This is a genomic window from Streptomyces sp. AC627_RSS907 (assembly GCF_019049165.1).
The window spans coordinates 91008-113691 of sequence record NZ_JAGMUE010000042.1; the positions used below are offsets into that span (position 1 = coordinate 91008).

The 22684-nt window shown below is 70.7% G+C and carries 21 protein-coding genes and 5 tRNA genes; 11 read left to right on the plus strand and 15 right to left on the minus strand.

Annotation, left to right across the window (positions count from 1 at the left end):
* Positions 1 to 121 precede the first annotated feature (121 nt).
* Both cofC and KUM32_RS11620 read left to right on the plus strand, forming a co-directional pair.
* A complete protein-coding gene (gene cofC / locus KUM32_RS11615) occupies positions 122 to 760 on the plus strand; it encodes a 2-phospho-L-lactate guanylyltransferase (RefSeq protein ID WP_217141773.1) in 639 nt (212 codons plus the stop codon).
* A 9-nt stretch (positions 761 to 769) separates the two neighbouring features.
* Complete coding sequence (locus tag KUM32_RS11620; RefSeq protein WP_217141774.1) at positions 770 to 973, plus strand: hypothetical protein; 204 nt, start codon at positions 770 to 772, stop codon at positions 971 to 973.
* 179 nt (positions 974 to 1152) lie between these two features.
* Here KUM32_RS11620 and KUM32_RS11625 read toward each other — a convergent pair whose 3' ends face one another.
* From KUM32_RS11625 to leuC, 4 genes are all read right to left on the minus strand, one after another.
* The gene (locus tag KUM32_RS11625; RefSeq protein ID WP_217141775.1) at positions 1153 to 1797 is read right to left on the minus strand and encodes an HU family DNA-binding protein; all 645 of its coding nucleotides are present in this window, start codon (positions 1795 to 1797) and stop codon (positions 1153 to 1155) included.
* 137 nt (positions 1798 to 1934) lie between these two features.
* On the minus strand, positions 1935 to 2165 hold the full coding sequence (locus KUM32_RS11630) for a hypothetical protein (protein WP_217141776.1): 231 nt from the start codon (positions 2163 to 2165) through the stop codon (positions 1935 to 1937).
* 276 nt (positions 2166 to 2441) lie between these two features.
* Positions 2442 to 3035, minus strand: a complete 594-nt coding sequence (gene leuD, locus KUM32_RS11635) for a 3-isopropylmalate dehydratase small subunit (RefSeq protein WP_217141777.1) — start codon at positions 3033 to 3035, stop codon at positions 2442 to 2444.
* 5 nt (positions 3036 to 3040) lie between these two features.
* Complete coding sequence (gene leuC, locus KUM32_RS11640) at positions 3041 to 4471, minus strand: 3-isopropylmalate dehydratase large subunit (protein WP_217141778.1); 1431 nt, start codon at positions 4469 to 4471, stop codon at positions 3041 to 3043.
* Between the two features lie 195 nt (positions 4472 to 4666).
* Between leuC and ndgR the strand changes: the two genes are divergently transcribed.
* The gene (gene ndgR, locus KUM32_RS11645; protein WP_020270051.1) at positions 4667 to 5383 is read left to right on the plus strand and encodes an IclR family transcriptional regulator NdgR; all 717 of its coding nucleotides are present in this window, start codon (positions 4667 to 4669) and stop codon (positions 5381 to 5383) included.
* 256 nt (positions 5384 to 5639) lie between these two features.
* On the opposite strand, the gene KUM32_RS11650 is transcribed toward ndgR, so the two are convergent.
* The 9 genes from KUM32_RS11650 to KUM32_RS11690 form a co-directional block, all read right to left on the minus strand.
* Positions 5640 to 5712: transfer RNA gene (locus KUM32_RS11650), tRNA-Glu, on the minus strand.
* A gap of 28 nt (positions 5713 to 5740) precedes the next feature.
* A tRNA-Gln gene (locus tag KUM32_RS11655) sits at positions 5741 to 5812 on the minus strand.
* 21 nt (positions 5813 to 5833) lie between these two features.
* Positions 5834 to 5906 (minus strand) — tRNA-Glu (locus KUM32_RS11660).
* Between the two features lie 87 nt (positions 5907 to 5993).
* Positions 5994 to 6066: transfer RNA gene (locus KUM32_RS11665), tRNA-Glu, on the minus strand.
* Between the two features lie 39 nt (positions 6067 to 6105).
* Positions 6106 to 6177, minus strand: a tRNA-Gln gene (locus KUM32_RS11670).
* A gap of 93 nt (positions 6178 to 6270) precedes the next feature.
* Positions 6271 to 7005 (minus strand): HAD family hydrolase, encoded by a 735-nt coding sequence (locus KUM32_RS11675; RefSeq protein WP_217141779.1) that lies wholly within the window; start codon positions 7003 to 7005, stop codon positions 6271 to 6273.
* 111 nt (positions 7006 to 7116) lie between these two features.
* Positions 7117 to 8601, minus strand: a complete 1485-nt coding sequence (gene gltX / locus KUM32_RS11680; protein WP_217141780.1) for a glutamate--tRNA ligase — start codon at positions 8599 to 8601, stop codon at positions 7117 to 7119.
* Positions 8594 to 9379, minus strand: a complete 786-nt coding sequence (locus KUM32_RS11685) for a fumarylacetoacetate hydrolase family protein (RefSeq protein WP_217141781.1) — start codon at positions 9377 to 9379, stop codon at positions 8594 to 8596. Before KUM32_RS11685 ends, gltX begins: the two co-directional genes overlap by 8 nt.
* A gap of 226 nt (positions 9380 to 9605) precedes the next feature.
* On the minus strand, positions 9606 to 9794 hold the full coding sequence (locus KUM32_RS11690; protein ID WP_217141831.1) for a hypothetical protein: 189 nt from the start codon (positions 9792 to 9794) through the stop codon (positions 9606 to 9608).
* A gap of 601 nt (positions 9795 to 10395) precedes the next feature.
* Here KUM32_RS11690 and KUM32_RS11695 point away from each other — a divergent pair.
* From KUM32_RS11695 to KUM32_RS11730, 8 genes are all read left to right on the plus strand, one after another.
* Entirely contained in the window at positions 10396 to 14448 is a 4053-nt protein-coding gene (locus KUM32_RS11695; protein WP_217141782.1) for a nitrate- and nitrite sensing domain-containing protein, read from the plus strand.
* 9 nt (positions 14449 to 14457) lie between these two features.
* The gene (locus tag KUM32_RS11700) at positions 14458 to 14871 is read left to right on the plus strand and encodes a roadblock/LC7 domain-containing protein (protein ID WP_003973453.1); all 414 of its coding nucleotides are present in this window, start codon (positions 14458 to 14460) and stop codon (positions 14869 to 14871) included.
* Positions 14872 to 14982: 111 nt separating this feature from the next.
* Positions 14983 to 15381: a DUF742 domain-containing protein gene (locus KUM32_RS11705; protein ID WP_003973454.1), complete on the plus strand. Its 399-nt coding sequence runs from the start codon at positions 14983 to 14985 to the stop codon at positions 15379 to 15381.
* A complete protein-coding gene (locus KUM32_RS11710) occupies positions 15362 to 15937 on the plus strand; it encodes an ATP/GTP-binding protein (RefSeq protein ID WP_217141783.1) in 576 nt (191 codons plus the stop codon). Before KUM32_RS11705 ends, KUM32_RS11710 begins: the two co-directional genes overlap by 20 nt.
* Positions 15938 to 16340: 403 nt before the next feature.
* Positions 16341 to 19628, plus strand: coding sequence for a nitrate- and nitrite sensing domain-containing protein (locus KUM32_RS11715; protein ID WP_217141784.1), 3288 nt, complete (start codon positions 16341 to 16343; stop codon positions 19626 to 19628).
* Positions 19629 to 19638: 10 nt separating this feature from the next.
* Positions 19639 to 20052, plus strand: a complete 414-nt coding sequence (locus tag KUM32_RS11720; RefSeq protein WP_004983065.1) for a roadblock/LC7 domain-containing protein — start codon at positions 19639 to 19641, stop codon at positions 20050 to 20052.
* 94 nt (positions 20053 to 20146) lie between these two features.
* Positions 20147 to 20719 carry a DUF742 domain-containing protein gene (locus KUM32_RS11725; RefSeq protein WP_217141785.1) on the plus strand — a complete coding sequence of 191 codons (573 nt, stop codon included), beginning with the start codon at positions 20147 to 20149 and terminating at the stop codon, positions 20717 to 20719.
* Positions 20700 to 21281 (plus strand): ATP/GTP-binding protein, encoded by a 582-nt coding sequence (locus KUM32_RS11730; protein ID WP_026243582.1) that lies wholly within the window; start codon positions 20700 to 20702, stop codon positions 21279 to 21281. Before KUM32_RS11725 ends, KUM32_RS11730 begins: the two co-directional genes overlap by 20 nt.
* Positions 21282 to 21497: 216 nt before the next feature.
* Here the strand turns inward: KUM32_RS11730 and KUM32_RS11735 are convergent, their stop codons facing one another.
* Positions 21498 to 21695, minus strand: coding sequence for an acyl-CoA carboxylase epsilon subunit (locus KUM32_RS11735; RefSeq protein WP_217141786.1), 198 nt, complete (start codon positions 21693 to 21695; stop codon positions 21498 to 21500).
* Between the two features lie 17 nt (positions 21696 to 21712).
* Positions 21713 to 22684: acyl-CoA carboxylase subunit beta (locus tag KUM32_RS11740; RefSeq protein WP_302185133.1), on the minus strand; the 972-nt coding region annotated here is incomplete at its 5' end.

Here is a 22684-nt window from a genome sequence, read left to right on the forward strand (position 1 = left end):
CTGGGGCCGGACAAGTGTCGCCCCGGGCCGCCCGTCTGTCGAGAACACCGTACGCCCCGGCGAGTGAATCGCCAGATCGCCCAGGTGACAATGTCAGCGACGAGAGAAGGACGGAACGCTCGTGCAGTGGACCTTGGTCGTACCCGTGAAGCCCCTCGCCCGGGCCAAGAGCAGGCTGTCGGACACCGCGGACGACGGGGTGCGGCCGGGCCTCGCGCTGGCGTTCGCACAGGACACGGTGGCGGCCGCGCTGGCCTGTCCGTCGGTGGCGGATGTGGCAGTCGTCACGGACGACGCCCGGGCGGGGCGGGAGCTGGCGAAACTGGGCGCCGGGGTCGTTCGGGACGAGCCGGGCGGCGGTCTGAACGCCGCGCTGGCACACGGGGCGACGGCCGTTCGGGCGGTGCGTTCCGACATTCCCGTGGCCGCCCTCAACGCCGATCTTCCCGCGCTGCGGCCCGCGGAATTGGCGCGGGTCCTGTCGGCGGCCGCGCAATTCCCGCGCGCTTTCCTGCCGGACGCGGCCGGAATCGGCACGACCCTGCTGGCTGTGGCACCGGGCCGTGAATTGGCCCCCGCTTTCGGTACGGATTCCCGGGCCCGGCACCGGGCCTCCGGCGCGGTGGAGCTCAGCCTCGACGCGGTGCGTTCCGTACGGCAGGACGTCGACACCGGCGACGACCTGCGCAGCGCTCTCGCGCTGGGGGTGGGGCCCCATACGGCCGCCGTGGCGGCGCGGCTGCTCATCCCCCGGCAGTAGGCTTCCGGCATGCAGGCGACCGCATACACGTACGACCCCGAGAGCCGCAGCGGACAGGTGCTGCTCGACGACGGCACGCCCGTGCCCTTCGACGCGGCGGCGTTCGACGCGGGGGGCCTGAGACTGCTGCGACCGGGGCAGCGGGTGCGGATCGAGACCGAGGGCGCGGACGCGGACCGCCGGATCACGCTGGTGACCCTCCAGACGTTCTGACCCCTCCAGACGCTCCGGCCCTCCAGCTCCAGCCGCTCTGGCCCCGGACACTCTGTTCCACCGGGGCCTTCCGGTCCGCGGGGGTTCCACGAGCGTACCGACACGCCGCGGGCCGGACTCCGAGAGGGAGTCCGGCCCGGCGCGTGAGTGCCCTGTGCCCGTTCGCCTGCTGCTTGCCGCTACTTCTTGCGGGCGGTGGCCTTCTTGGCGGTGGTCTTGCGAGCCGTCGACTTCTTGGCGGGGGCCTTCTTGGCCGTCGCCTTCTTCGCCGGGGCCTTCTTGGCCGTGGTCTTCTTCGCGGCCGCCGTGGTGGTCTTGGCGGTGGACTTCTTGGCGGTGGACTTCTGCGCCGTCGCCGCGCCCGCCGTCTTCTTCGCGGTCGACTTCTTCGCCGCCGCGGCCGTCTTCTTGCCCGTGGTCTTCTTGGCGGCGCCCGTGGCCTTCTTGGCGGCCGCCTTCTTGCCCGCGGCCTTGGAGATGGTGGGCGTGGGGCCGGACAGGCTGCCCTTGGGGGCCTTCTTGACCGCGATGTCGTTCTTCGGGAGCTTCTTCGAGCCGCTCACCAGGTCCTTGAAGCCCTGACCCGCACGGAAGCGCGGCACCGAGGTCTTCTTGACCCGAACCCGCTCGCCCGTCTGGGGGTTGCGGGCGTAGCGGGCCGGACGGTCGACCTTCTCGAAGGAACCGAAGCCGGTGACCGAGACCCGGTCGCCCGCGACCACCGCACGGACGAGGGCGTCCAGGACCGCGTCGACAGCGTCGGCGGCCTGCTGCCGGCCACCCAGCTTGTCGGCGATCGCTTCTACGAGCTGCGCCTTGTTCACGTCTTCCCCTTCGGAGACATCGCCAGAACGAATGTGTTCAAGCTTTTTCGCACGTTAGGCAGATATATACCGCAAATCAAACACGAAACGGGCTAATCACCCTTGTGCCGCAACGGACTCGGGCCGTCCCGGCCTGTTCAGCCTTCCTCTTCGGGGAATCGCCCCGCGTCGAGATCGGCGGTGAACCGCTCCAGGCGCCTTGCCGCACCGGCGAGATCGTGTTTGGCCGCGGCCGTAATGACCAGCAGCTTCCGGGTCAGCGCCATCCGTACGCCCTCCGGGACTTGCAGTGCACGCACTCTTGTGTGCGCTTCTTTGAGCCGGACCGCGACCGCCGTATAGAGCTCGAGTTGGCCGTCGTGTTCCATGCACAGATTGTGCCATCTGGGGCGAGTTGTCGCCTGCGCAGGGGGCAACTGCGGCCCCGAACGGCCTTCCGGGCACCCGCGCACACCTCGCCCCGACGACTCATGTACCCCGGCAACCACGCCTCTAACGTGGGAAGTTGTCGATCCCGGCCGTCACACGCACCCGCATCCGGGCCCAGACACGGCTGTACCCCCGATCGGGCCGATCGGGGGTACAGCGGGTGTGCTGGGTGGCCGAAACTCGACCTTGTGCCGCCCCCGGACGGGGGCCGGGGATCAGACCTGGAGCGTCTGCGGCTTGAACGACGGACGCTTCGCCTCGTAGGCGGCGATGTCGGCCTCGTTCTGGAGGGTGATCGAGATGTCGTCCAGCCCGTTCAGCAGCCGCCAGCGCGAGTTCTCGTCCAGCTCGAAGGCGGCGGTGACGCCCTCGGCACGGACCTCGCGGGCCTCCAGGTCGACCGTGATCTCGGCCTGGGGGTCCTTCTCCGTGATCTCCCACAGCGCGTCCACGACCTTCTGGTCGAGGACCACCGTGAGCAGACCGTTCTTCAGCGAGTTGCCGCGGAAGATGTCGGCGAAGCGGGAGGAGATCACCGTTTTGAAGCCGTAGTTCTGCAGCGCCCAGACGGCGTGCTCGCGCGAGGAGCCGGTGCCGAAGTCGGGGCCGGCGACCAGCACCGTGGCACCCTGGCGCTCGGGCCGGTTGAGCACGAACTCCGGGTCCTTGCGCCAGGCCTCGAACAGCCCGTCCTCGAACCCGTCCCGCGTGACCTTCTTGAGCCAGTGGGCGGGGATGATCTGGTCGGTGTCGACGTTGCTGCGGCGCAGCGGGACGGCCCGGCCGGTGTGCTTGGTGAACGCTTCCATGACTCTCAGACTCCAGCGGGCGTGGGGACGTCGGCGGCGGACAGGTCGGCCGGGGAGGCCAGGTGCCCCAGGACCGCCGTGGCGGCCGCGACCTGCGGCGACACCAGGTGGGTGCGGCCTCCCTTGCCCTGCCGCCCCTCGAAGTTGCGGTTGGAGGTGGACGCGGAGCGCTCGCCCGGGGCCAGCTGGTCCGGGTTCATGCCCAGACACATCGAGCAGCCCGCGTGCCGCCACTCGGCGCCGGCCTCCTTGAAGACCACGTCCAGGCCCTCGGAGACGGCCTGCAGACCCACGCGCGCGGAGCCGGGGACGACCAGCATCCGTACGCCGTCGGCGACTTTGCGGTCCTTCACGATCTCGGCCGCGGCGCGCAGGTCCTCGATGCGGCCGTTGGTGCACGAACCTACGAAGACGGTGTCCACCTTGATGGAGCGCAGCGGCTGCCCGGCCTCCAACCCCATGTACTCCAGGGCCTTTTCCGCGGCGAAGCGCTCCGAGGCGTCTTCGTACGAAGCCGGGTCGGGGACGGCCGCGGAAAGCGGCGCGCCCTGGCCCGGGTTGGTGCCCCAGGTGACGAACGGGGAGAGCTCGGCGGCCTCGATGACCACCTCGGCGTCGAACTCGGCGTCGTCGTCCGTGCGCAGCGTCTTCCAGTACTCGACCGCCGCGTCCCAGTCCGCGCCCTCGGGTGCGTGCGGGCGGCCCTGGAGGTAGGCGAAGGTGGTCTCGTCGGGGGCGATCATGCCCGCGCGGGCGCCGGCCTCGATCGACATGTTGCAGATGGTCATGCGGGCCTCCATCGAGAGCTTCTCGATGGCCTCGCCGCGGTACTCCAGGATGTAGCCCTGGCCGCCGCCCGTGCCGATCCTGGCGATGATCGCCAGGATCAGGTCCTTGGCCGTGACACCGTCGGGCAGTTCGCCGTTGACGGTGATCGCCATGGTCTTCGGGCGGGCCATGGGCAGCGTCTGGGTGGCCAGCACGTGCTCGACCTGGGACGTGCCGATGCCGAACGCCAGCGCGCCGAACGCGCCGTGCGTGGAGGTGTGCGAGTCGCCGCAGACCACGGTGGTGCCGGGCTGGGTCAGGCCCAGCTGCGGGCCCACGACGTGCACGACGCCCTGCTCGACGTCGCCCAGCGGGTGCAGCCGGACGCCGAAGTCGGCGCAGTTCTTGCGCAGCGTCTCCAGCTGGGCCCGGGAGACCGGGTCCGCGATGGGCTTGTCGATGTCGAGCGTCGGGGTGTTGTGGTCCTCGGTCGCGATGGTCAGGTCGAGCCGGCGCACCGGGCGGCCGCTCTTGCGGAGACCGTCGAAGGCCTGCGGGCTGGTCACCTCGTGCAGCAGGTGCAGATCGATGAAGAGGAGGTCGGGCTCGCCTTCGGCGCGCCGGACGACGTGGTCGTCCCAGACCTTCTCCGCGAGTGTCCTACCCATCGCTTTCCCTCCGGCCGGCGACAACGCGCCGACCCAACTAGAGATCTTGAGGAGGCGGCGCCCTCACCCCTGTTTCCGGGCGCCCGCCACCAGGCCCTTTCGTCACGGGCCGTTGTGACTTCGTGCCCTCAAGGGTGGCGCGTTCCGCGGAAAATTGAACTTGCGTTTCACAGAGTGAGACGGGAGTATCGTTGCATGGACAACAGTAGCGGCGTCGGCGTTCTGGACAAGGCGGCCCTCGTCCTGAGCGCTCTGGAGTCCGGTCCGGCCACCCTCGCGGGGTTGGTCGGTGCGACCGGACTGGCACGACCCACGGCCCACCGCCTGGCCGTGGCGCTGGAACACCACCGCATGGTGGCGCGCGACATGCAGGGTCGCTTCATTCTCGGCCCTCGCCTGGCCGAACTGGCCGCCGCGGCCGGCGAGGACCGTCTCCTCGCCACGGCGGGCCCGGTGCTCACCCACCTCCGGGACGTCACGGGCGAGAGCGCCCAGCTCTACCGCCGCCAGGGCGACATGCGCATCTGTGTGGCCGCGGCCGAGCGGCTGTCGGGCCTGAGGGACACGGTCCCGGTCGGTTCCACGCTCACGATGAAGGCCGGCTCCTCGGCGCAGATCCTGATGGCGTGGGAGGAGCCCGAGCGCCTGCACCGCGGCCTGCAGGGCGCCCGCTTCACGGCGACGGCCCTGTCCGGCGTGCGGCGCCGCGGCTGGGCCCAGTCCATCGGCGAGCGGGAGCCGGGCGTCGCGTCCGTCTCCGCGCCCGTGCGCGGCCCCTCCAACCGCGTGGTGGCCGCCGTGTCCGTCTCGGGCCCCATCGAGCGCCTGACGCGCCACCCGGGCCGTATGCACGCCCAGGCCGTCATCGACGCCGCAGGCCGTCTCTCCGAGGCCCTGCGCCGTACGGGCTGACCGCCTCGCGTGCCCGACCGGGAGCGGGCCCGCCTCAACGCCGCGGCAGGCCCACCCCGTCCTCGCGCCCCGTGCTCACGCCGTCTCGGGCGAAGCCCGTCTGAACACGTCGGGCGAGTGGGCGTACGCGGAGAGCTTCCGGCTGCCGGACTGACCGCGCCGTACGGGGAGTTGATGCTCGGGGTGGTGCCTCGTACGGTGGCCGGGTGAACGCCGAAGGGGGCTCCCGCCTGAGCGGGAGCCCCCTTGGGACTCGTACCCCCGACCGGATTCGAACCGGCGCTACCGCCTTGAGAGGGCGGCGTGCTAGGCCGCTACACAACGGGGGCGAGGACTCTGCGTTTCCGCAGGTCCGAGCTGGTCTACCTGGACTCGAACCAAGACTAACTGAACCAGAATCAGTCGTGCTGCCAATTACACCATAGACCAATGATGGTTTAGACCAGTCAGTACCCCCGACCGGATTCGAACCGGCGCTACCGCCTTGAGAGGGCGGCGTGCTAGGCCGCTACACAACGGGGGCCCTAGCGATCCTCACCCGGCGGTAGCCGGATGTTGTCCACGCGAAGTCAGCGGGAGCTACCCTGACTGTCCTCGCGGGAAGGATCTGTACCCCCGACCGGATTCGAACCGGCGCTACCGCCTTGAGAGGGCGGCGTGCTAGGCCGCTACACAACGGGGGCTTTGCGGATGTGATCCGCGATGCAGATAAGCTCTGCGAGCTGGCCTACCTGGACTCGAACCAAGACTAACTGAACCAGAATCAGTCGTGCTGCCAATTACACCATAGGCCACTGGAACGCAAGCCCCTGGGGGGATTTTGTTCTAGCGTTGCGCTTCCGGTTCCCGGCCCTTTCGGCCCGCTCCCCGGCGGCGCAGGAAGAACATTACCCGAAGGTGGACGCGGCTCCAAAACGAGTATCGGCGCCGAGGAGCGCGGGCAGTTCGGAGAGGGACGCGATCCGGCGTGGTCCGGCGGGCGCGTCGAGGGTCGCGTAGGCACCGCCGCGATCGATCCAGACCGACAGCAGCCCGGCGTCGGCGGCCCCGCGCCCGTCGATCTCCGGGTGGTCGCCGACGTAGGCGACCTCCCGCGGGGCGAGGGAGAGCGCGTCGCAGGCCGCGAGGAAGGCGCCGGGCTCGGGCTTGGAGACGCCCAGCTCGGCGGCGCACAGGATGGCCTCGAAACGGTCGTGCACGCCGAGCACGCGCAGCTTGCGGTCCTGGACGGTCAGGCTGGAGTTGGAGAGCACGGCGTGCCGGTGGCTGGCGGCGAGGGCGTCGAGGACGGGCAGGACGTCGGGGAAGAGGGACCAGGCGGCCTCGTAGTGGCTGACGTAGCGCTGGAACCAGTCGTCGGCCTCGGTGTCCGTGAGGTCCGGCCGGCCCAGGAAGACCCGGACGCGGTCGCGCCGCTGTGTGACGAAGTCGACCTCGCCGGCCGCGAACCGGGCCCACTGCTGGTCGGTGATCTCCCGCCAGCGCACGAGGGCTTCCTCCGCCGACCCGTACCCGGCGAGCAGCCCCTCGGCCACCAGGTGGGCGCGCATGCCCTCGCGGTCGGCGGTGGTGTAGTCGAAGAGGGTGTCGTCGACGTCCCAGACCACGGCCCGAATGCTCATGATCCGACGGTAACGCCGTGGGGCGGCCCGCGTCCGTCCGAAGGGGAAACGGGGAACGGCGAAGGGGCGGCCACCCGGATGCCCGGGTGGCCGCCCCTCAGCGCGCGTGCGTCAGGCCGTCAGCCTCGCCAGGGCCGCGTCGATGCGGGTCAGCGCCTTCTCCTTGCCCAGGACCTCCAGGGACTCGAAGAGGGGCAGGCCGACCGTGCGGCCGGTGACGGCGACGCGGACGGGGGCCTGAGCCTTGCCGAGCTTGAGGCCGTGGACCTCGCCGGCGGCCAGGACGGCCTCCTTGAGGGACTCCGGGGACGTCCAGTCGGCCGCGTCCAGCTTCTCGCGCGCCGTGCGCAGGAGGGCGTCCGAGCCCTCCTTCATGGCCTTGGTCCAGCTCGCCTCGTCGAAGACCGGCTCCGGCAGGAACAGGAAGTCGACGTTGTCGGTGATCTCGGAGAGGACCTTCAGGCGGGTCTGCGCGTGCGGCGCGATCGCCTGCCACTTGGCCTCGTCGAAGTCCTCGGGCGCCCAGGGGGCGACGGGGGCCTTCAGCCACGGGCGGCAGCGCTCGGTGAAGTCCTTCACCGCGAGCATGCGGATGTGGTCGGCGTTGATCGCCTCGCACTTCTTGAGGTCGAAGCGGGCCGGGTTGGGCTGGACGTCGCTGACGTCGAAGGCCGCGACCATCTCCTCGACCGTGAAGATGTCCTGGTCGGCGGAGAGCGACCAGCCGAGCAGCGAGAGGTAGTTGAGCAGGCCCTCGGGGAGGAAGCCGCGCTCCCGGTACAGGTTCAGGCTGGACTGCGGGTCGCGCTTGGAGAGCTTCTTGTTGCCCTCGCCCATCACGTACGGCAGGTGGCCGAAGGCCGGGATCTCCTTGGCGACGCCCAGCTCGATCAGCGCCTTGTAGAGGGCGATCTGGCGGGGGGTGGAGGAGAGCAGGTCCTCGCCACGCAGGACGTGGGTGATCTCCATCAGGGCGTCGTCGACCGGGTTGACCAGCGTGTAGAGCGGGGCGCCGTTGGCACGGACGATGCCGTAGTCCGGCACGTTCTCCGGGAGGTACGTGATCTCACCGCGGACCAGGTCCGTGAAGGTGATCGTCTCGTCGGGCATCCGGAAGCGGACGATCGGCTCGCGGCCCTGGGCCTTGTACTCCTCGACCTGGGCGTCGCTCAGGTCGCGGCAGTGGCCGTCGTAGCCGGACGGCTTGCCGGCGGCGCGGGCGGCCTCGCGGCGGGTGTCCAGCTCCTCCTGGGAGCAGTAGCAGCGGTAGGCGTGGCCGGCGTCGAGGAGCTTCTGGGCGACGCCCTGGTAGATGTCCATGCGCTGCGACTGGCGGTACGGCGCGTGCGGGCCGCCGACCTCGGGGCCCTCGTCCCAGTCGAAGCCCAGCCAGCGCATCGAGTCGAGCAGCTGCTGGTACGACTCCTCGGAGTCGCGGGCCGCGTCGGTGTCCTCGATGCGGAAGACCAGCGTGCCCTGGTGGTGCCGGGCGAACGCCCAGTTGAACAGGGCGGTGCGGACCAGGCCCACATGGGGGTTACCGGTGGGCGAGGGGCAGAAACGGACGCGTACGGGGGAGCCGGGTGCGCTAGCCACGCTTGACAACCTTGTTGGTGAGAGTGCCGATGCCTTCGATGGTGACGGCGACCTCGTCGCCGACGTTGAGGGGTCCGACGCCGGCCGGGGTGCCCGTGAGGATCACGTCGCCGGGGAGCAGCGTCATGGCCTCGGAGATGTTGACGATCAGGTCCTCGATGGAGTGGATCATCTCGCTGGTGCGGCCGAGCTGACGCTGGCCGCCGTTGACCGTGAGCTGGATGGTCAGGTCCGCCGCGGCGGCGATGTCGATGTCCGTCTCCACCCAGGGGCCCAGCGGGCAGGCGGAGTCGAAGCCCTTGGCCCTGGCCCACTGCTTCTCACGGCGCTGCACGTCGCGGGCGGTGACGTCGTTGGCGCAGGTGTAGCCGAAGATCACGTCCTTGACGCGTTCGCGCGGGACGTCGCGGCACATGCGGCCGATGACGACGGCGAGCTCGGCCTCGTGGTGCAGTTCCTCGGAGAAGGAGGGGTACTGGATGGCGTCGCCGGGGCCGATGACCGAGGTGGACGGCTTGAAGAAGGCGAACGGGGCCTCGGGCACCTCGTTGCCGAGTTCGCGGGCGTGCTCGGCGTAGTTGCGGCCGAAGGCGACGACCTTGTTGGGGAGTACGGGCGGCAGCAGCCGCACCTTGCTGAGGGGCACCTTGGTGCCGGAGAGCTCGAAGTCCGCGAACGGGATGCCCTTGATGATGTCGAGGACGAGCTGGTCCGGCTGGTCGCCCTCGACCGCGCCGAAGGCGACGTTCCCGTCGATGGAGAACCTGGCGATGCGCACGGGTTGCTTGGCCCCTTGACTGAGCTGGCTGGAGTCTGACGCTCCAGGCTAACGCGGTACGCGTCGGGCGCCTCGCGCATGACCGCCGCGGCCCACCGGGCGTCGGTCCGTGGCGCGGGCGCCCGTGTGTCCGTGCGGCCGCCCTGGTCGTACGTGTCCGTGCGGCCGTCCCGGTCGTACGTGTCCGTGCGGCCGTCCCGCATCGTCGGGCGGCCGGGCCGCCGTACTACTCTGCGGCGGAGGCCGCGGCCGGGATCTCCATGAGGACGGTGCGCCGGGGGTTGGCCGTCTGGGTGGGGAGCTCGACGGCGTGCTCCCGCTGTTCCGGCGTCTGCAGGTCGTCGGCGCCGTCGAGGTGGGCCAGCGTCGTGCGGCGCGGGTTGGCGATCTTGTGGAACATCATCGTCGTCTTCACGGTTGTACGAGACCCTGTCGTGTCCGGGCGCCTGGAGGCTGCAAGAAGCCCTGCGAGGGCGCGGGTTGTCGGTTTTGCCTTCTCTGTAAAGCGTCAGGCTAAACATGCGATTCCCCGGCGGGCCGGGTGGGGCCCATGATCAGCGTGTGAGTTTGCTCACTTATCAAGGGTCAAACCGGTCAATTCCGGCTCGCACACCACCCCGACGAAACCGACATTGCCCCCCTGAAGCCATCATTCCGCTGCTGATCATGGCGACTGGGACACCTTCCGCCCGTCGGTGAATCGAGTACATTCGTCCGTTTTTGCGGGTGATCACTTTCTACGTCCGGTGACTCGCCCCTCACGTGCTGTCACGTATGTCGTGGCCTGACCCTCGGGCCTTGTTGGAGATCCGGCACTGTGCTGGAATTCCACGGACCGCCGCAGGATCGAGCCGGCGCACAGGGGGCGCACACCAGCGCCGAGTGACGGCGAGAAGGGGGAACCAGCGCCGGTCACTCACGACCACCACAGGGGCGTATTCAGGGCGCCCCTATGACGCCGACACCGTGCCCACCCGTTCACGCGGAGGGTGCCTGGTCCAGAGGTTGCGACGCTAGTGCAGGGACGTTTCAAGAGGGATGGCAGCGCTTCGGCGGAGCCGGAGCACGGCGGGACTGGCCACAAGGCCGTCAGCTCCTCGCCCCAGCACGCCCAGAACCCGGGCCAGGCCCAGCCGGGCGACAGCTCCGACCACGCTGGTCGCCCCGGCCAGGCGGCGGCCAAGCCCGCCCCCGGTGACAAGGCGGCCGCCAAGCCGGCCAAGGGCTCGACCGGCCCCGGCCCGCGCATTGCCCTGCGCAACTGGCGTATCTCCACGCGTCTGGTGTCACTGCTCGCGCTCCCGGTGGTCGCGGCCACCTCGCTGGGCGCGATGCGCATCAGCCAGTCGTTGGACGACATCCAGCAGCTCGACAACATGAAGCTGCTGACGGAGATGACCAAGCAGGCCACCGAGCTGGCCGCCGCGCTCCAGGAGGAGCGCGACAAGTCCGCCGGTCCCCTGGCGCACGGCTCGAAGTCCAGCGAGATCGCCGTCAAGGGCGACCGGGAGAAGACCAACCGGGCCCTGAAGAACTTCCTCGACAGCTCCGAGGAGATCGACGCCGCCAGCAAGGACGGCAACCTCGTCGGTGTCCGTGACAGCCTCGTCGGCCTCGCGAGCGACCTGAACGACCTGAACAAGATCCGCAGCACGGCCTACCAGTCCGAGGGGAACTCCACCCAGACGGTCGAGGCCTACCACCGGCTGATCACCCACCTGCTCGACCTCTCCCAGGACATGGCGGAGGCGACCAGCAACCCCGACATGATCCAGCGCACGCGCGCCCTGTCGGCCTTCTCCTCGGCCAAGGAGTACGCCTCCATCCAGCGAGCGGTCCTGGCGGCGGCACTCCCCGCGAACAACACCTCCAAGGCCGACCTGAGGGAGAACGACCGGCTCTACGCCCAGTCGGCGCTCCAGAGCCAGAAGTCCGAGATCCGCAGCTTCACCAGCATCTACGGCGACGGCGCCGAGGAGCTCCTCAAGCCGATCTCCGAGGGCAACCCGGTCATCGAGACGTCCGACCAGTACGCGGGCCGCGCCCTCGGCAAGGAGGGCGGTCTCGCCGGACTGAAGAAGCGGTCGTACCAGGACTGGCTGGACGAGAGCTCCACCAAGATCCAGCAGATGAAGAACATCGAGCTCAAGCTGCTGGAGGACATGGAGCAGCAGGCCCGTGAGCTGCGCAACGAGTCGGAGCGCGAGGCGATCATCTCGGGTATCGTGATCCTGCTCGTGCTCGGTGTCTCGCTGGTCGGCGCCTTCGTCGTCGCCCGGTCCATGATCCGCTCGCTGCGCCGCCTGGAGGAGACCGCGACCAAGGTCGCCCAGGACCGTCTGCCCGAGCTGGTCAAGCAGCTGTCCGAGACCGACCCGCAGGACGTCGACACCTCGGTGGAGTCGGTCGGTGTGCACTCCCGGGACGAGATCGGCCGGGTGGCCGCGGCCTTCGACGACGTGCACCGCGAGGCGGTCCGCCTCGCCGCCGAGCAGGCCCTGCTGCGGGGCAACGTCAACGCGATGTTCACCAACCTCTCGCGCCGCTCCCAGGGCCTCATCCAGCGTCAGCTGTCGCTGATCTCCGAACTGGAGTCCCGCGAGGCCGACCCGGACCAGCTGTCCTCGCTGTTCAAGCTCGACCACCTCGCCACGCGTATGCGCCGTAACGGTGAGAACCTCCTCGTCCTCGCCGGTGAGGAGCCCGGCCGTCGCTGGACCCGTCCGGTTCCGCTGGTCGACGTGCTCCGTGCCGCCGCCTCCGAGGTGGAGCAGTACGAGCGCATCGAGCTGGCCTCCGTGCCGACCACCGAGGTCGCCGGCCGCGTGGTCAACGACCTCGTGCACCTGCTCGCCGAGCTGCTGGAGAACGCGACCTCGTTCTCCTCCCCGCAGACCAAGGTCAAGGTCACCGGTCACGCGCTGCCCGACGGCCGGGTGCTGATCGAGATCCACGACACCGGCATCGGCCTCTCGCCCGAGGACCTCGCCGCGATCAACGAGCGGCTCGCCTCGCCGCCGACCGTGGACGTCTCCGTCTCCCGCCGCATGGGTCTGTTCGTGGTCGGCCGGCTCTCCCAGCGCCACGGCATCCGCATCCAGCTGCGTCCGTCCGACTCCGGTGGTACGACCGCGCTGGTCATGCTGCCCGTCGACGTCGCCCAGGGCGGGCGCAAGCCGCAGCCCAAGCCCGGTCAGCCGGGCGCGGGCAGCGGCGGCCCGGCCGCGGCGCAGGCCGCCGCGGGTGTCGCGGCGGCCCGGCGCGGTGGCCAGGGTGGCGGCGCCCTCGCCGGGGGCGGTGCCTTCGGCGGCGGTGGCGGTGCTCTCGGCGCCGGTGCGGCGGGCGGCGGCCGGCTCGGAGCCGGTCAGGGACCGCGGGCCGCACTGCCCGGGCGCGATGCGGGCGGTCGCCCGGGTGCGCCGGGCGGCGCGCGCGGGCCCCAGTCCCCGGCGGGCCCCGTCCAGCAGGGCCGTCCCGCCCCGGCCGGCGCGGGTGCCGGTGCCGGTCAGGCGCCCGGTGCCTCGCAGGGCCCGCAGGCCGCGGGCGCGAACGCGCCGCAGGACCAGGACATCTTCGGTGGCGGGCGTGGCCCGGCCGGCGGCGGACAGAGCCGGCCGCAGGGACCCTCGTCCCCGCAGCGCGGCAAGCGCCGGGACAACGGCGACGCCCAGCGAGGCCGTCGTCCGCAGCTGCCGCCGCGCGGCGGCCCGCGGGCCGAACTGCCCGGCGGCAACCCGCAGCCCCGTGTGCCCAGCTGGAGCGACGAGAACGCGCAGCCGCCCGCGCCGCGTGCCTCCCTGGACACCCCGCGTGGCCATGAGGAGCCGGGCAGCTCCCGTACGGACCGGACGCCGCGCTACGACGACCGGCAGGACCCGGGCTCGACCGCCGAGATGCCGGTGATCCCCGCGCTCGGTGAGGCCCAGGGTCCCGGCGCGACGGCGGAGTTCGCCCGCCCGGACTTCGACGCCCCGGCCCCCCGCCAGGACGCCTCGCAGGCCACGGGCCAGTTCGCCCAGCCCGGTGCGGACCAGTACCACCCCAACGGCGCGGACGGCCGGCGCAACGACCAGTTCCAGCAGCCCGGTGCGGACCAGTACGCCCCCAACGGCACGGACGCGCAGCGCAACGACCAGTTCATCCAGCCCGGTCCGGACCAGTACGCCCCCAACGGCACGGACGGCCGACGCAACGACCAGTTCCAGCAGCCCGGCCCGGACCAGTACCACCCCAACAGCACGGACGCGCAGCGCAACGACCGGTTCCAGCAGCCCGAGCCGTCGGCACCGCAGGACAACGGCGGGTCCTTCGTCCGTTCGGACGTCTTCGGCGGGCAGCCCGGTCAGGCGGCCCCCGCGCCGGCCCTGAACGACCCCGCGTCGACCGGCCAGTTCGCGAGCCCCCAGGCGTACGACAACGGCACGACCGGGCAGCAGTACCTGCCGGGCCGTCAGGACCCGGCCGTCACCGGCCAGTTCGAGCGCCCGCAGGGAGACGGCGGGCAGGAGGGCGGCGACCTCGGCGCCCCGCAGCAGCGCCCCGCCCACCAGGAGCCCGCGGCTCGGCCCGCAGCGCAGCAGCGGCCGAACGACGGCTGGGCCCTGCCCCCGGCCTCCGGCCCCGGTGACGGACGTACGCCGCTGTACGACACGCTGGAGACCAACTGGTTCCACGGCGACCGCGAGGCGAGGGCACAGGAGGACGCCCCGCCCGCCGCCCCGGAGCCGCAGGCCACCCAGCCCCAGACCCCGGCGGCCCCCCAGCGGCCCGCCACCTCCGCCTGGCGCAGCTCGCCGAACGACGATCTCGTCCGGCAGGCTGAGCGCGTCCGGCAGCCGGCCGCGGGCGGGGTCACCACCTCCGGCCTGCCGCGCCGGGTGCCCCGGGCCAACCTCGTCCCGGGCACGGCTCAGCAGCAGTCGCACCAGAACGGTCCGCAGGTATCGCGTGCGCCCGACGACGTGCGTGGCCGGCTGACCAATCTCCGTCGGGGAATCGCACAGGGCCGTCAGGCCGGTACCAACCAGACCGGCAGCTATCCGCGGCCCACTCACCAGCAGGAGCGTTAGTTGAGCCCGATGAGCCAGGCGGCACAGAACCTCAACTGGTTGATCACGAATTTCGTGGACAACACCCCAGGGGTGTCCCACACCGTCGTCGTGTCCGCCGACGGACTCCTTCTGGCGATGTCGGAGGGCTTCCCGCGCGACCGCGCCGACCAGCTCGCGGCCGTCGCCTCCGGTCTGACCTCACTGACCGCAGGTGCCTCGCGCATCTTCGAGGGCGGCAACGTGGCCCAGACGGTGGTGGAGATGGAACGCGGGTTCCTCTTCCTCATGTCCGTCTCGGACGGCTCGTCCCTGGCCGTCCTGGCCCACCCGGAGTGCGACATCGGCCTCGTCGGCTACGAGATGGCACTTCTCGTCGACCGTGCCGGCGCCGTGCTCACGCCCGACCTGCGCGCCGAGCTGCAGGGAAGTCTGCTCCACTGAACGGCCCCGGCACCACCCGTGTTACCAAATCACCGTCCGGCCGCCACAATCCCCCCACCGGCCTCGTCAGACGGCACGACTGACCGACTTGCTGTCCCGCCCGGAGGATTCATGACCCCGCCCACCGCCTCTCATGATCCGTACGCGGAGCCGTACGAGGACGAGGGCGACCAGCCGCTGGTACGTCCGTACGCCATGACGGGCGGCCGGACCAGGCCGCGCTATCAGCTCGCCATCGAGGCACTGATCAGTACGACGGCCGACCCCGCAGCACTCATGGGGTTGCTCCCCGAGCACCAGCGCATCTGCCACCTGTGCCGCGAGGTGAAGTCGGTGGCCGAGGTGTCGGCCCTGCTGGCGATGCCGCTCGGCGTGGCCCGGATCCTCGTCGCGGACCTCGCGGAAGCCGGGCTCGTCGCCATTCACCAGCCCGGCGGCGACGAGAACAACGGCGGTGCGCCGGACGTGACACTGCTCGAAAGGGTGCTCAGTGGACTTCGCAAGCTCTGACGGGGGTCGGGCGACCACCTCCGCGAAGATCGTGGTGGCCGGCGGCTTCGGCGTCGGCAAGACCACGTTCGTGGGCGCCGTCTCGGAGATCAACCCGCTGCGCACCGAGGCCGTGATGACCTCCGCCAGCGCCGGGATCGACGACCTCACACACGCCGGGGACAAGACGACCACCACGGTCGCCATGGACTTCGGCCGCATCACGCTCGACCAGGACCTGATCCTGTACCTGTTCGGCACACCGGGTCAGGACCGCTTCTGGTTCATGTGGGACGACCTGGTGCGCGGTGCCATCGGCGCGGTCGTGCTGTGCGACACCCGCCGGCTGGCCGACTGCTTCCCGGCGGTGGACTACTTCGAGAACAGCGGGCTGCCGTTCGTCGTCGCCCTCAACGGCTTCGACGGCCAGCAGCCGTACTCCCCCGACGAGGTCCGGGAGGCCCTGCAGATCGGACCCGACACCCCGATCATCACGACCGACGCCCGGCACCGCGCCGACGCCAAGAGCGCGCTGATCACGCTGGTCGAACACGCGCTGATGGCACGACTGAGGTAGCCGCCCCGTCGGTCGTGTCCAAGTCGGCTGGGGCCGTACGGCAGTTGCCGTGGCCGGAGCGGAGTCGGCCGTGTCGTCGGACACGGCCGGCTCCGCTGTTCATAACGTTTCGGCAGAGGAATCGGGTGATGCCGCCACGCGTCGCGCACATCTGGTGTCGCTGTGCTCACGATCGCCTCGCGTTTTGACGACCCTCGCTCTTTATGACCGTTTTATCTGGGGCTTACATCACGTGTAACCCCCGCGTTCCACTGTTTGGAAGAGCGCAGGCCGCCGTGCTGGAATGCCAGAACCGCCCGATGGTCCACGACGTACTCAGCAGTAGTGCGTACTCGATGACGGACCGGGCTCTGATACACAGCGGCACGACGTAGGTGCCGACCGCCGAGAGGTTGTTGGTCGAGTGAGGCGAAGCAAGAACAGTCCCGAGCCATCGGCCCGGGGCAACTTCACCCCGCCGCAGCGCACAGCGGCGCCCGCCCCCGCGCCCGTCGCGGAGCCCACGGCCGCGCCCGCTCCGAGCGGTGGCCGCTTCTCCCCGCGCAACTGGCGGGTGACCACACGGCTCAACGCGATCCTGCTCATACCCGTGCTGGTCGGCCTCGTCATGGGCGGCTTCCAGGTGAAGAGCTCCATCGACACCTGGCAGGACGCCGAGGACGCCGAGAGCACCGCGCGCCTCGTGCAGGCCTCCCTCACCTACGCCAACGCCCTCTACAACGAGCGCGACGTCACCGCCGCCCCCCTGCTCCAGGGCAAGGGCGAGAAGGACTCCACCGTCCTCAAGGCCCGCCGGGCCACCGACGACGCGGCCGACACCTTCGACACGGCAGCGCGGAACATGCCGGGCAAGCCGGGGCTGGAGCGCCGGATGAAGGTGTTCCGCGAGCAGGAGCCCAAGCTCCAGACGCTGCGCGCGTCCGCCTACACCTCCAAGCTCAAGGGCGTGGAGACGGAGGAGGGCTACACCGGGATCGCCCACCCCCTGATGGAGTTCGCCAACGAGCTCGGTCTCGGCACCGGCAACATCACCTCCTACGGCCGCACCGTCTACGCCATCTCCCTGACCAAGGCGGCGCTCTCCCTGGAGCGCTCCATCGGCATGCACATGCTGGCCAAGCCCGGGCCGGAGCCGAGCCACCTCGCCAGCCAGCGCGTCGCCCTCTCGTCGTACGCCTACCTGGAACGCGTCGCCGTCGAGGAGTACATCGGCGGCGGTACCGAGGCGGACGCTCAGAAGCTGGAGGACTCCGAGAAGAAGGTGCGGGAGGACGGGGCGGCCATGGCCAAGGAGGCCAAGGCCAAGGACCCGGACTACGTGCCACCGCCGGCGAGCCCCACCACGATGGTCTCGGAACTGGCCCAGCTGGACTCCACGGACACCAGTGCGCGGGCCGAGCTGGCCGAGCAGGGCATCACGCCGGAAAACTGGTGGGCGGTCAACACCCTCAAGTTCGAGGCCTACGGCAAGATCGAGTCGGACCTCGCCGACAAGGCGGTGGCCGAGGCGTCCGCCATCGCCGACGACGCCGAGCGGGACACCTACATCACCGGTGCCGCGGTCGTGGTCGCGCTGCTCGCCGCGTTCGTCCTGGCCGGCATGGTGGCCCGCCAGATGAGCCGCTCCATGCGCCAGCTGCGCAACGCCGCCTTCGGCATCGCCGAGCAGCGCCTGCCGACGCTGGTCGACCAGCTCTCCCGCACCGACCCCGGCCGGGTCGACACCCGGGTCCAGCCGATCCCGATCACCTCGACCGACGAGATCGGCGAGGTCGCCCGCGCCTTCGACCAGGTGCACCGCGAGGCCGTCCGGCTCGCCTCCGAGCAGGCCCTGCTGCGGGGCAACATCAACGCGATCTTCACCAACCTCTCGCGCCGCAACCAGTCGCTGATCGAGGGCCAGCTGAGCCTGATCACCGACCTGGAGAACAACGAGGCCGACCCCGACCAGCTGGAGAGCCTCTTCCGGCTGGACCACCTCGCGACCCGTATGCGCCGCAACGGCGAGAACCTCCTCGTCCTCGCCGGCGAGGAGCCCGGCCGCCGCTGGGACCAGCCGGTCCCGCTGGTGGACGTGCTGCGCGCCGCCTCCTCCGAGGTGGAGCAGTACGAGCGCATCGAGCTCTCCGGCGTCCCGGAGGCCGAGATCCACGGCCGGGCCGTGACCGACCTCGTGCACCTGCTCGCGGAGCTCCTCGAGAACGCCACCACGTTCTCCTCGCCCCAGACCAAGGTCCGCGTCACCGCGACCCGACTCCCCGACGGCCGCCTGATGGTGGAGATCCACGACAAGGGCATCGGCCTGACCGCCGAGGACTTCGCGGACATCAACCACAAGCTGGCCAACCCGCCGACCGTGGACGCCGCCATCTCGCAGCGCATGGGCCTGTTCGTGGTCGGCCGGCTGTCGGACCGGCACGGCATCCGCGTCCAGCTGCGCCCCTCCGGCGAGCAGGCGGGCACCACCTCGCTGGTCATGCTGCCGGACGCCATCACCCATGGTGGCGGCGGCGAGCAGCAGCAGCGCGACGAGTTCACCGTCTCGCAGATCATCCCGGAGCAGAACGTCCAGGGCGAGGCCTTCGGCCAGGTCGGCCAGCCGATGCGCACCGCCGCCGAGCTGGGCTTCGACGACAGCCGGTACGCCGAGGCCCCCGACGACGTCCGTGGTCTCGACCCGGTCGGCCGCTCGCTGATGCGTGAGGAGCGCCGCGCGGCCCTGGAGGCCCAGGCACAGCCCGAACCGTCCGGTCCGGCGGGCCCCGGCGGCCCCGGGACCGCTGGGGCGCCCGGCTTCCAGGACCAGTTCACCGGGCAGCAGCCGGTCCACGACCAGGGCGGCTACCAGGAACAGCCGACCGGCGCCTACGACCAGCCGTCGGCCTACGCCGATCAGCAGCAGGCCTATCAGGAACCGCGGCAGACGTCGTACGACGAGCAGTACTACGCGCCGAACGGCAACCTGCCGCAGGGCGACGGCTACTCGGCCAACGGCGGCTTCCCGGACCCCTCCTACGCGGAGCCGGGCCACAACGGGCACCAGCCGGCGGGCGCCGGCGCCCAGGAGACCTACCCCGCGTTCGAACAGCGCCGCCACCAGGACGACTGGCCCCAGCAGGACGGCTACCAGAACCAGGACGGCTACCAGAACGGTTATCCGGACCAGTACCCCACGGGTGCTCCGGAGGCGGAATCCTCGCAGGCCGCTGACGTGAACGAGGCGGACGGCGTAGGCTTCGACCGTCCGGGTCCGGCCCCCTCCGCCGCCCACGAGCTGACCGACGCCGGTCTTCCCCGCCGCGGATCCACCGCGAGCGGCGCGGGCGACGCGCGGCGCATGGACCAGGAGGCGTCGGCCTCCGCGCCGGCGGCCGGCGGGGACGGCGACTGGCGGTCGGCCAACGACGACCGGTGGCAGCAGGCCTCACAGCTGCGCAAGCCCAAGGCGGGCGGGGTGACGTCCTCGGGCCTGCCGCGGCGGGTCCCCAAGGCCAACCTGGTCGAGGGCGCCGCCGAAACCACCCCCCAGGGAGGCCCCCAGGTCTCCCGCGCTCCGGAGGACGTCCGGGGCAGGCTGAGCAACCTGCGGCGCGGCGTCGAGCGAGGCCGCAACGCAGGCAGTGAAACGAACGGCCAGGACACAGGTAAGGAACACCGTGGTCCTGACAGCACCTACAACCAGGAGCGTTAGTGTGAGCCCGATGAGCCAGGCGGCACAGAACCTGAACTGGTTGATCACCAACTTCGTGGACAACACCCCGGGGGTGTCCCACACGGTGGTGGTCTCCGCCGACGGACTCCTTCTGGCGATGTCCGAAGGGTTTCCGCGCGACCGCGCCGACCAGCTCGCGGCCGTCGCCTCCGGTCTGACCTCGCTGACCGCGGGTGCCTCGCGCATCTTCGAGGGCGGCAGCGTGAACCAGACGGTTGTGGAGATGGAGCGGGGATTCCTCTTCATCATGTCCATCTCCGACGGTTCGTCCCTCGCGGTTCTCGCACACCCGGAAGCGGACATCGGTCTCATTGGGTACGAGATGGCCCTCCTGGTGGACCGTGCGGGCACGGTCCTGACGCCCGATCTGCGGGCCGAGCTCCAGGGGAGCCTTCTCAACTAAAGGACAGACGGTGCGTTTTGGCGTCCCGTGGCCGTAAAGTTTCGGGACGCGGCTCCACAGCGATGGATGCCAGGCACGGTCGGAGGAGGAAAAAGTGGCAACACCCCCAGGTGGTCCGTCAGCGGGCAACTGGTCGTACGGCCCTGGTCAGGGCCCGCACGACGGCTCGACGAACGGATACGGCTACCCCTCCACCCCGAACCACCGGCAGCCGTACGTCCCGCAGGGCCCCGGCCCTTCGCCGTACGACCAGCCGCACGCTCCGCGCGTCCAGCCTGTGCAGCCGCAGCGCCGCACCCCTGAGCCGGCGCCCGCCGGGGCGTCGAACAACCCCCTGGTGCGCCCGTACGCCATGACGGGCGGTCGCACCAGGCCCCGGTACCAGCTCGCCATCGAGGCGCTGGTGCACACCACCGCGCAGCCGCACCAGATGCAGGGCCAGCTGCCCGAGCATCAGCGGATCTGCCACCTCTGCCGGGAGATCAAGTCGGTGGCCGAGATCTCGGCCCTCCTGACGATCCCTCTCGGCGTGGCCAGGATCCTCGTCGCCGACTTGGCGGAGGCGGGCCTGGTCGCCATCCATCAGCCCGGCGGCGACGAGAACGCCGGCGGCCAGCCAGACGTGACACTGCTCGAAAGGGTGCTCAGTGGACTTCGCAAGCTCTAGCGGAGGGCCTTCCCGCTCCACCACGTCCGCGAAGATCGTGGTGGCTGGCGGCTTCGGCGTGGGCAAGACCACGTTCGTCGGCGCCGTCTCGGAGATCAACCCGCTGCGCACCGAGGCCGTGATGACATCCGCGTCGGCGGGCATCGACGACCTCACCCACACCGGGGACAAGACGACCACCACGGTCGCCATGGACTTCGGCCGCATCACCCTCGACCAGGACCTGATCCTGTACCTCTTCGGTACGCCCGGCCAGGACCGCTTCTGGTTCATGTGGGACGACCTGGTGCGCGGCGCCATCGGCGCGGTCGTCCTGGTCGACACGCGGAGGCTCGCCGACTGCTTCCCCGCCGTCGACTACTTCGAGAACTCGGGCCTGCCGTTCGTCATCGCCCTGAACGGCTTCGACGGCCAGCAGCCGTACAACCCGGACGAGGTCCGCGAGGCCCTGCAGATCGGGCCGGACACCCCGATCATCACGACCGACGCCCGGCACCGCGCCGACGCGAAGTCGACGCTCATCACGCTCGTGGAGCACGCCCTGATGGCGCGCCTGCGCTAGCCGCGCGGCCTGCGGCCACCGGGCCGCCGGGCCGCCGGGGGCTGTCGTGCCGCCGGGCGCGGGCAGGCGGCGGAGCGGCATATCGTCACCGCCCCGCTCCCCAGCGGTGTGACGCCCGGCCCGGCGCCGAGCCGTCGAGCCGTCGAGCGGAAGCAACCCGTACATGTCAGAGGCCCCTCCGGAGCGGAGGGGCCTCTGACATGTACGGGGTTCGGCTCAGCGCCAGCTGTGCGGGGCGCGGAAGCCCGGTTCGCGTTCCAGGCGGCGCCAGCCGGCGCGGACGCGGCCGCCACCGTGGGCCGGGGCGACCTCGGCGGGTCGGGCCGCCGCGCGGGCCAGCAGGAGTGCGGTGAGGGCGGCGACTTCCTCGGGCTCGGCGTGGCCCTTCTCGACACGGATGTCGGGCGTTGTCATGGGAGGGGCTCCTCGGGTCACTGCGGGGGGTTGCCGTGCTTGCGGGAGGGCAGGTCGGCGTGCTTGGTCTGCAGCATCGCCAGGGACCGGACGAGCACCTCGCGGGTTTCGGCGGGGTCGATGACGTCGTCGACCAGTCCGCGCTCGGCCGCGTAGTAGGGGTGCATCAGCTCGGCCTTGTACTCCTTGACCATCTTCTGCCGCATGGCGTCGGGGTCCTCGGCGTCGGCGATCTGACGGCGGAAGATCACGTTGGCGGCGCCCTCGGCGCCCATCACGGCGATCTCGTTCGTCGGCCAGGCGTAGGTGAGGTCCGCGCCGATCGACTGGCTGTCCATGACGATGTAGGCACCTCCGTACGCCTTCCTGAGGATCAGCGAGATCCGCGGCACCGTGGCGTTGCAGTACGCGTACAGCAGCTTCGCACCGTGCCGGATGATCCCGCCGTGCTCCTGGTCCACACCCGGAAGGAAACCGGGGACGTCCAGGAAAGTGACGATCGGAATGTTAAAAGCGTCACACATCTGGACGAAGCGTGCAGCTTTTTCGCTGGCCTCGATGTCGAGGACGCCGGCCAGGACCTGCGGCTGGTTGGCGATGATGCCGACGACCTGACCGTCGAGGCGGGCCAGGGCGCAGATGATGTTGCGGGCCCAGCGCTCGTGGACCTCCAGGTACTCGCCGTCGTCGACGATCTCCTCGATGACCTTGGCCATGTCGTACGGGCGGTTGCCGTCCGCCGGGACCAGGTCCAGCAGCACGTCCGAACGGCGGTCCACCGGGTCCGTGCTCTCCGCCCGCGGCGGGTTCTCGCGGTTGTTCTGCGGGAGGAGGGAGAGGAGGTAGCGGACCTCGGCGATGCAGGTCTCCTCGTCGTCGTAGGCGAAGTGCGCCACGCCGCTGGTCTCCGCGTGCACGTCCGCGCCGCCGAGCCCGTTCTGGCTGATCTCCTCACCGGTGACGGCCTTGACCACGTCCGGGCCGGTGAT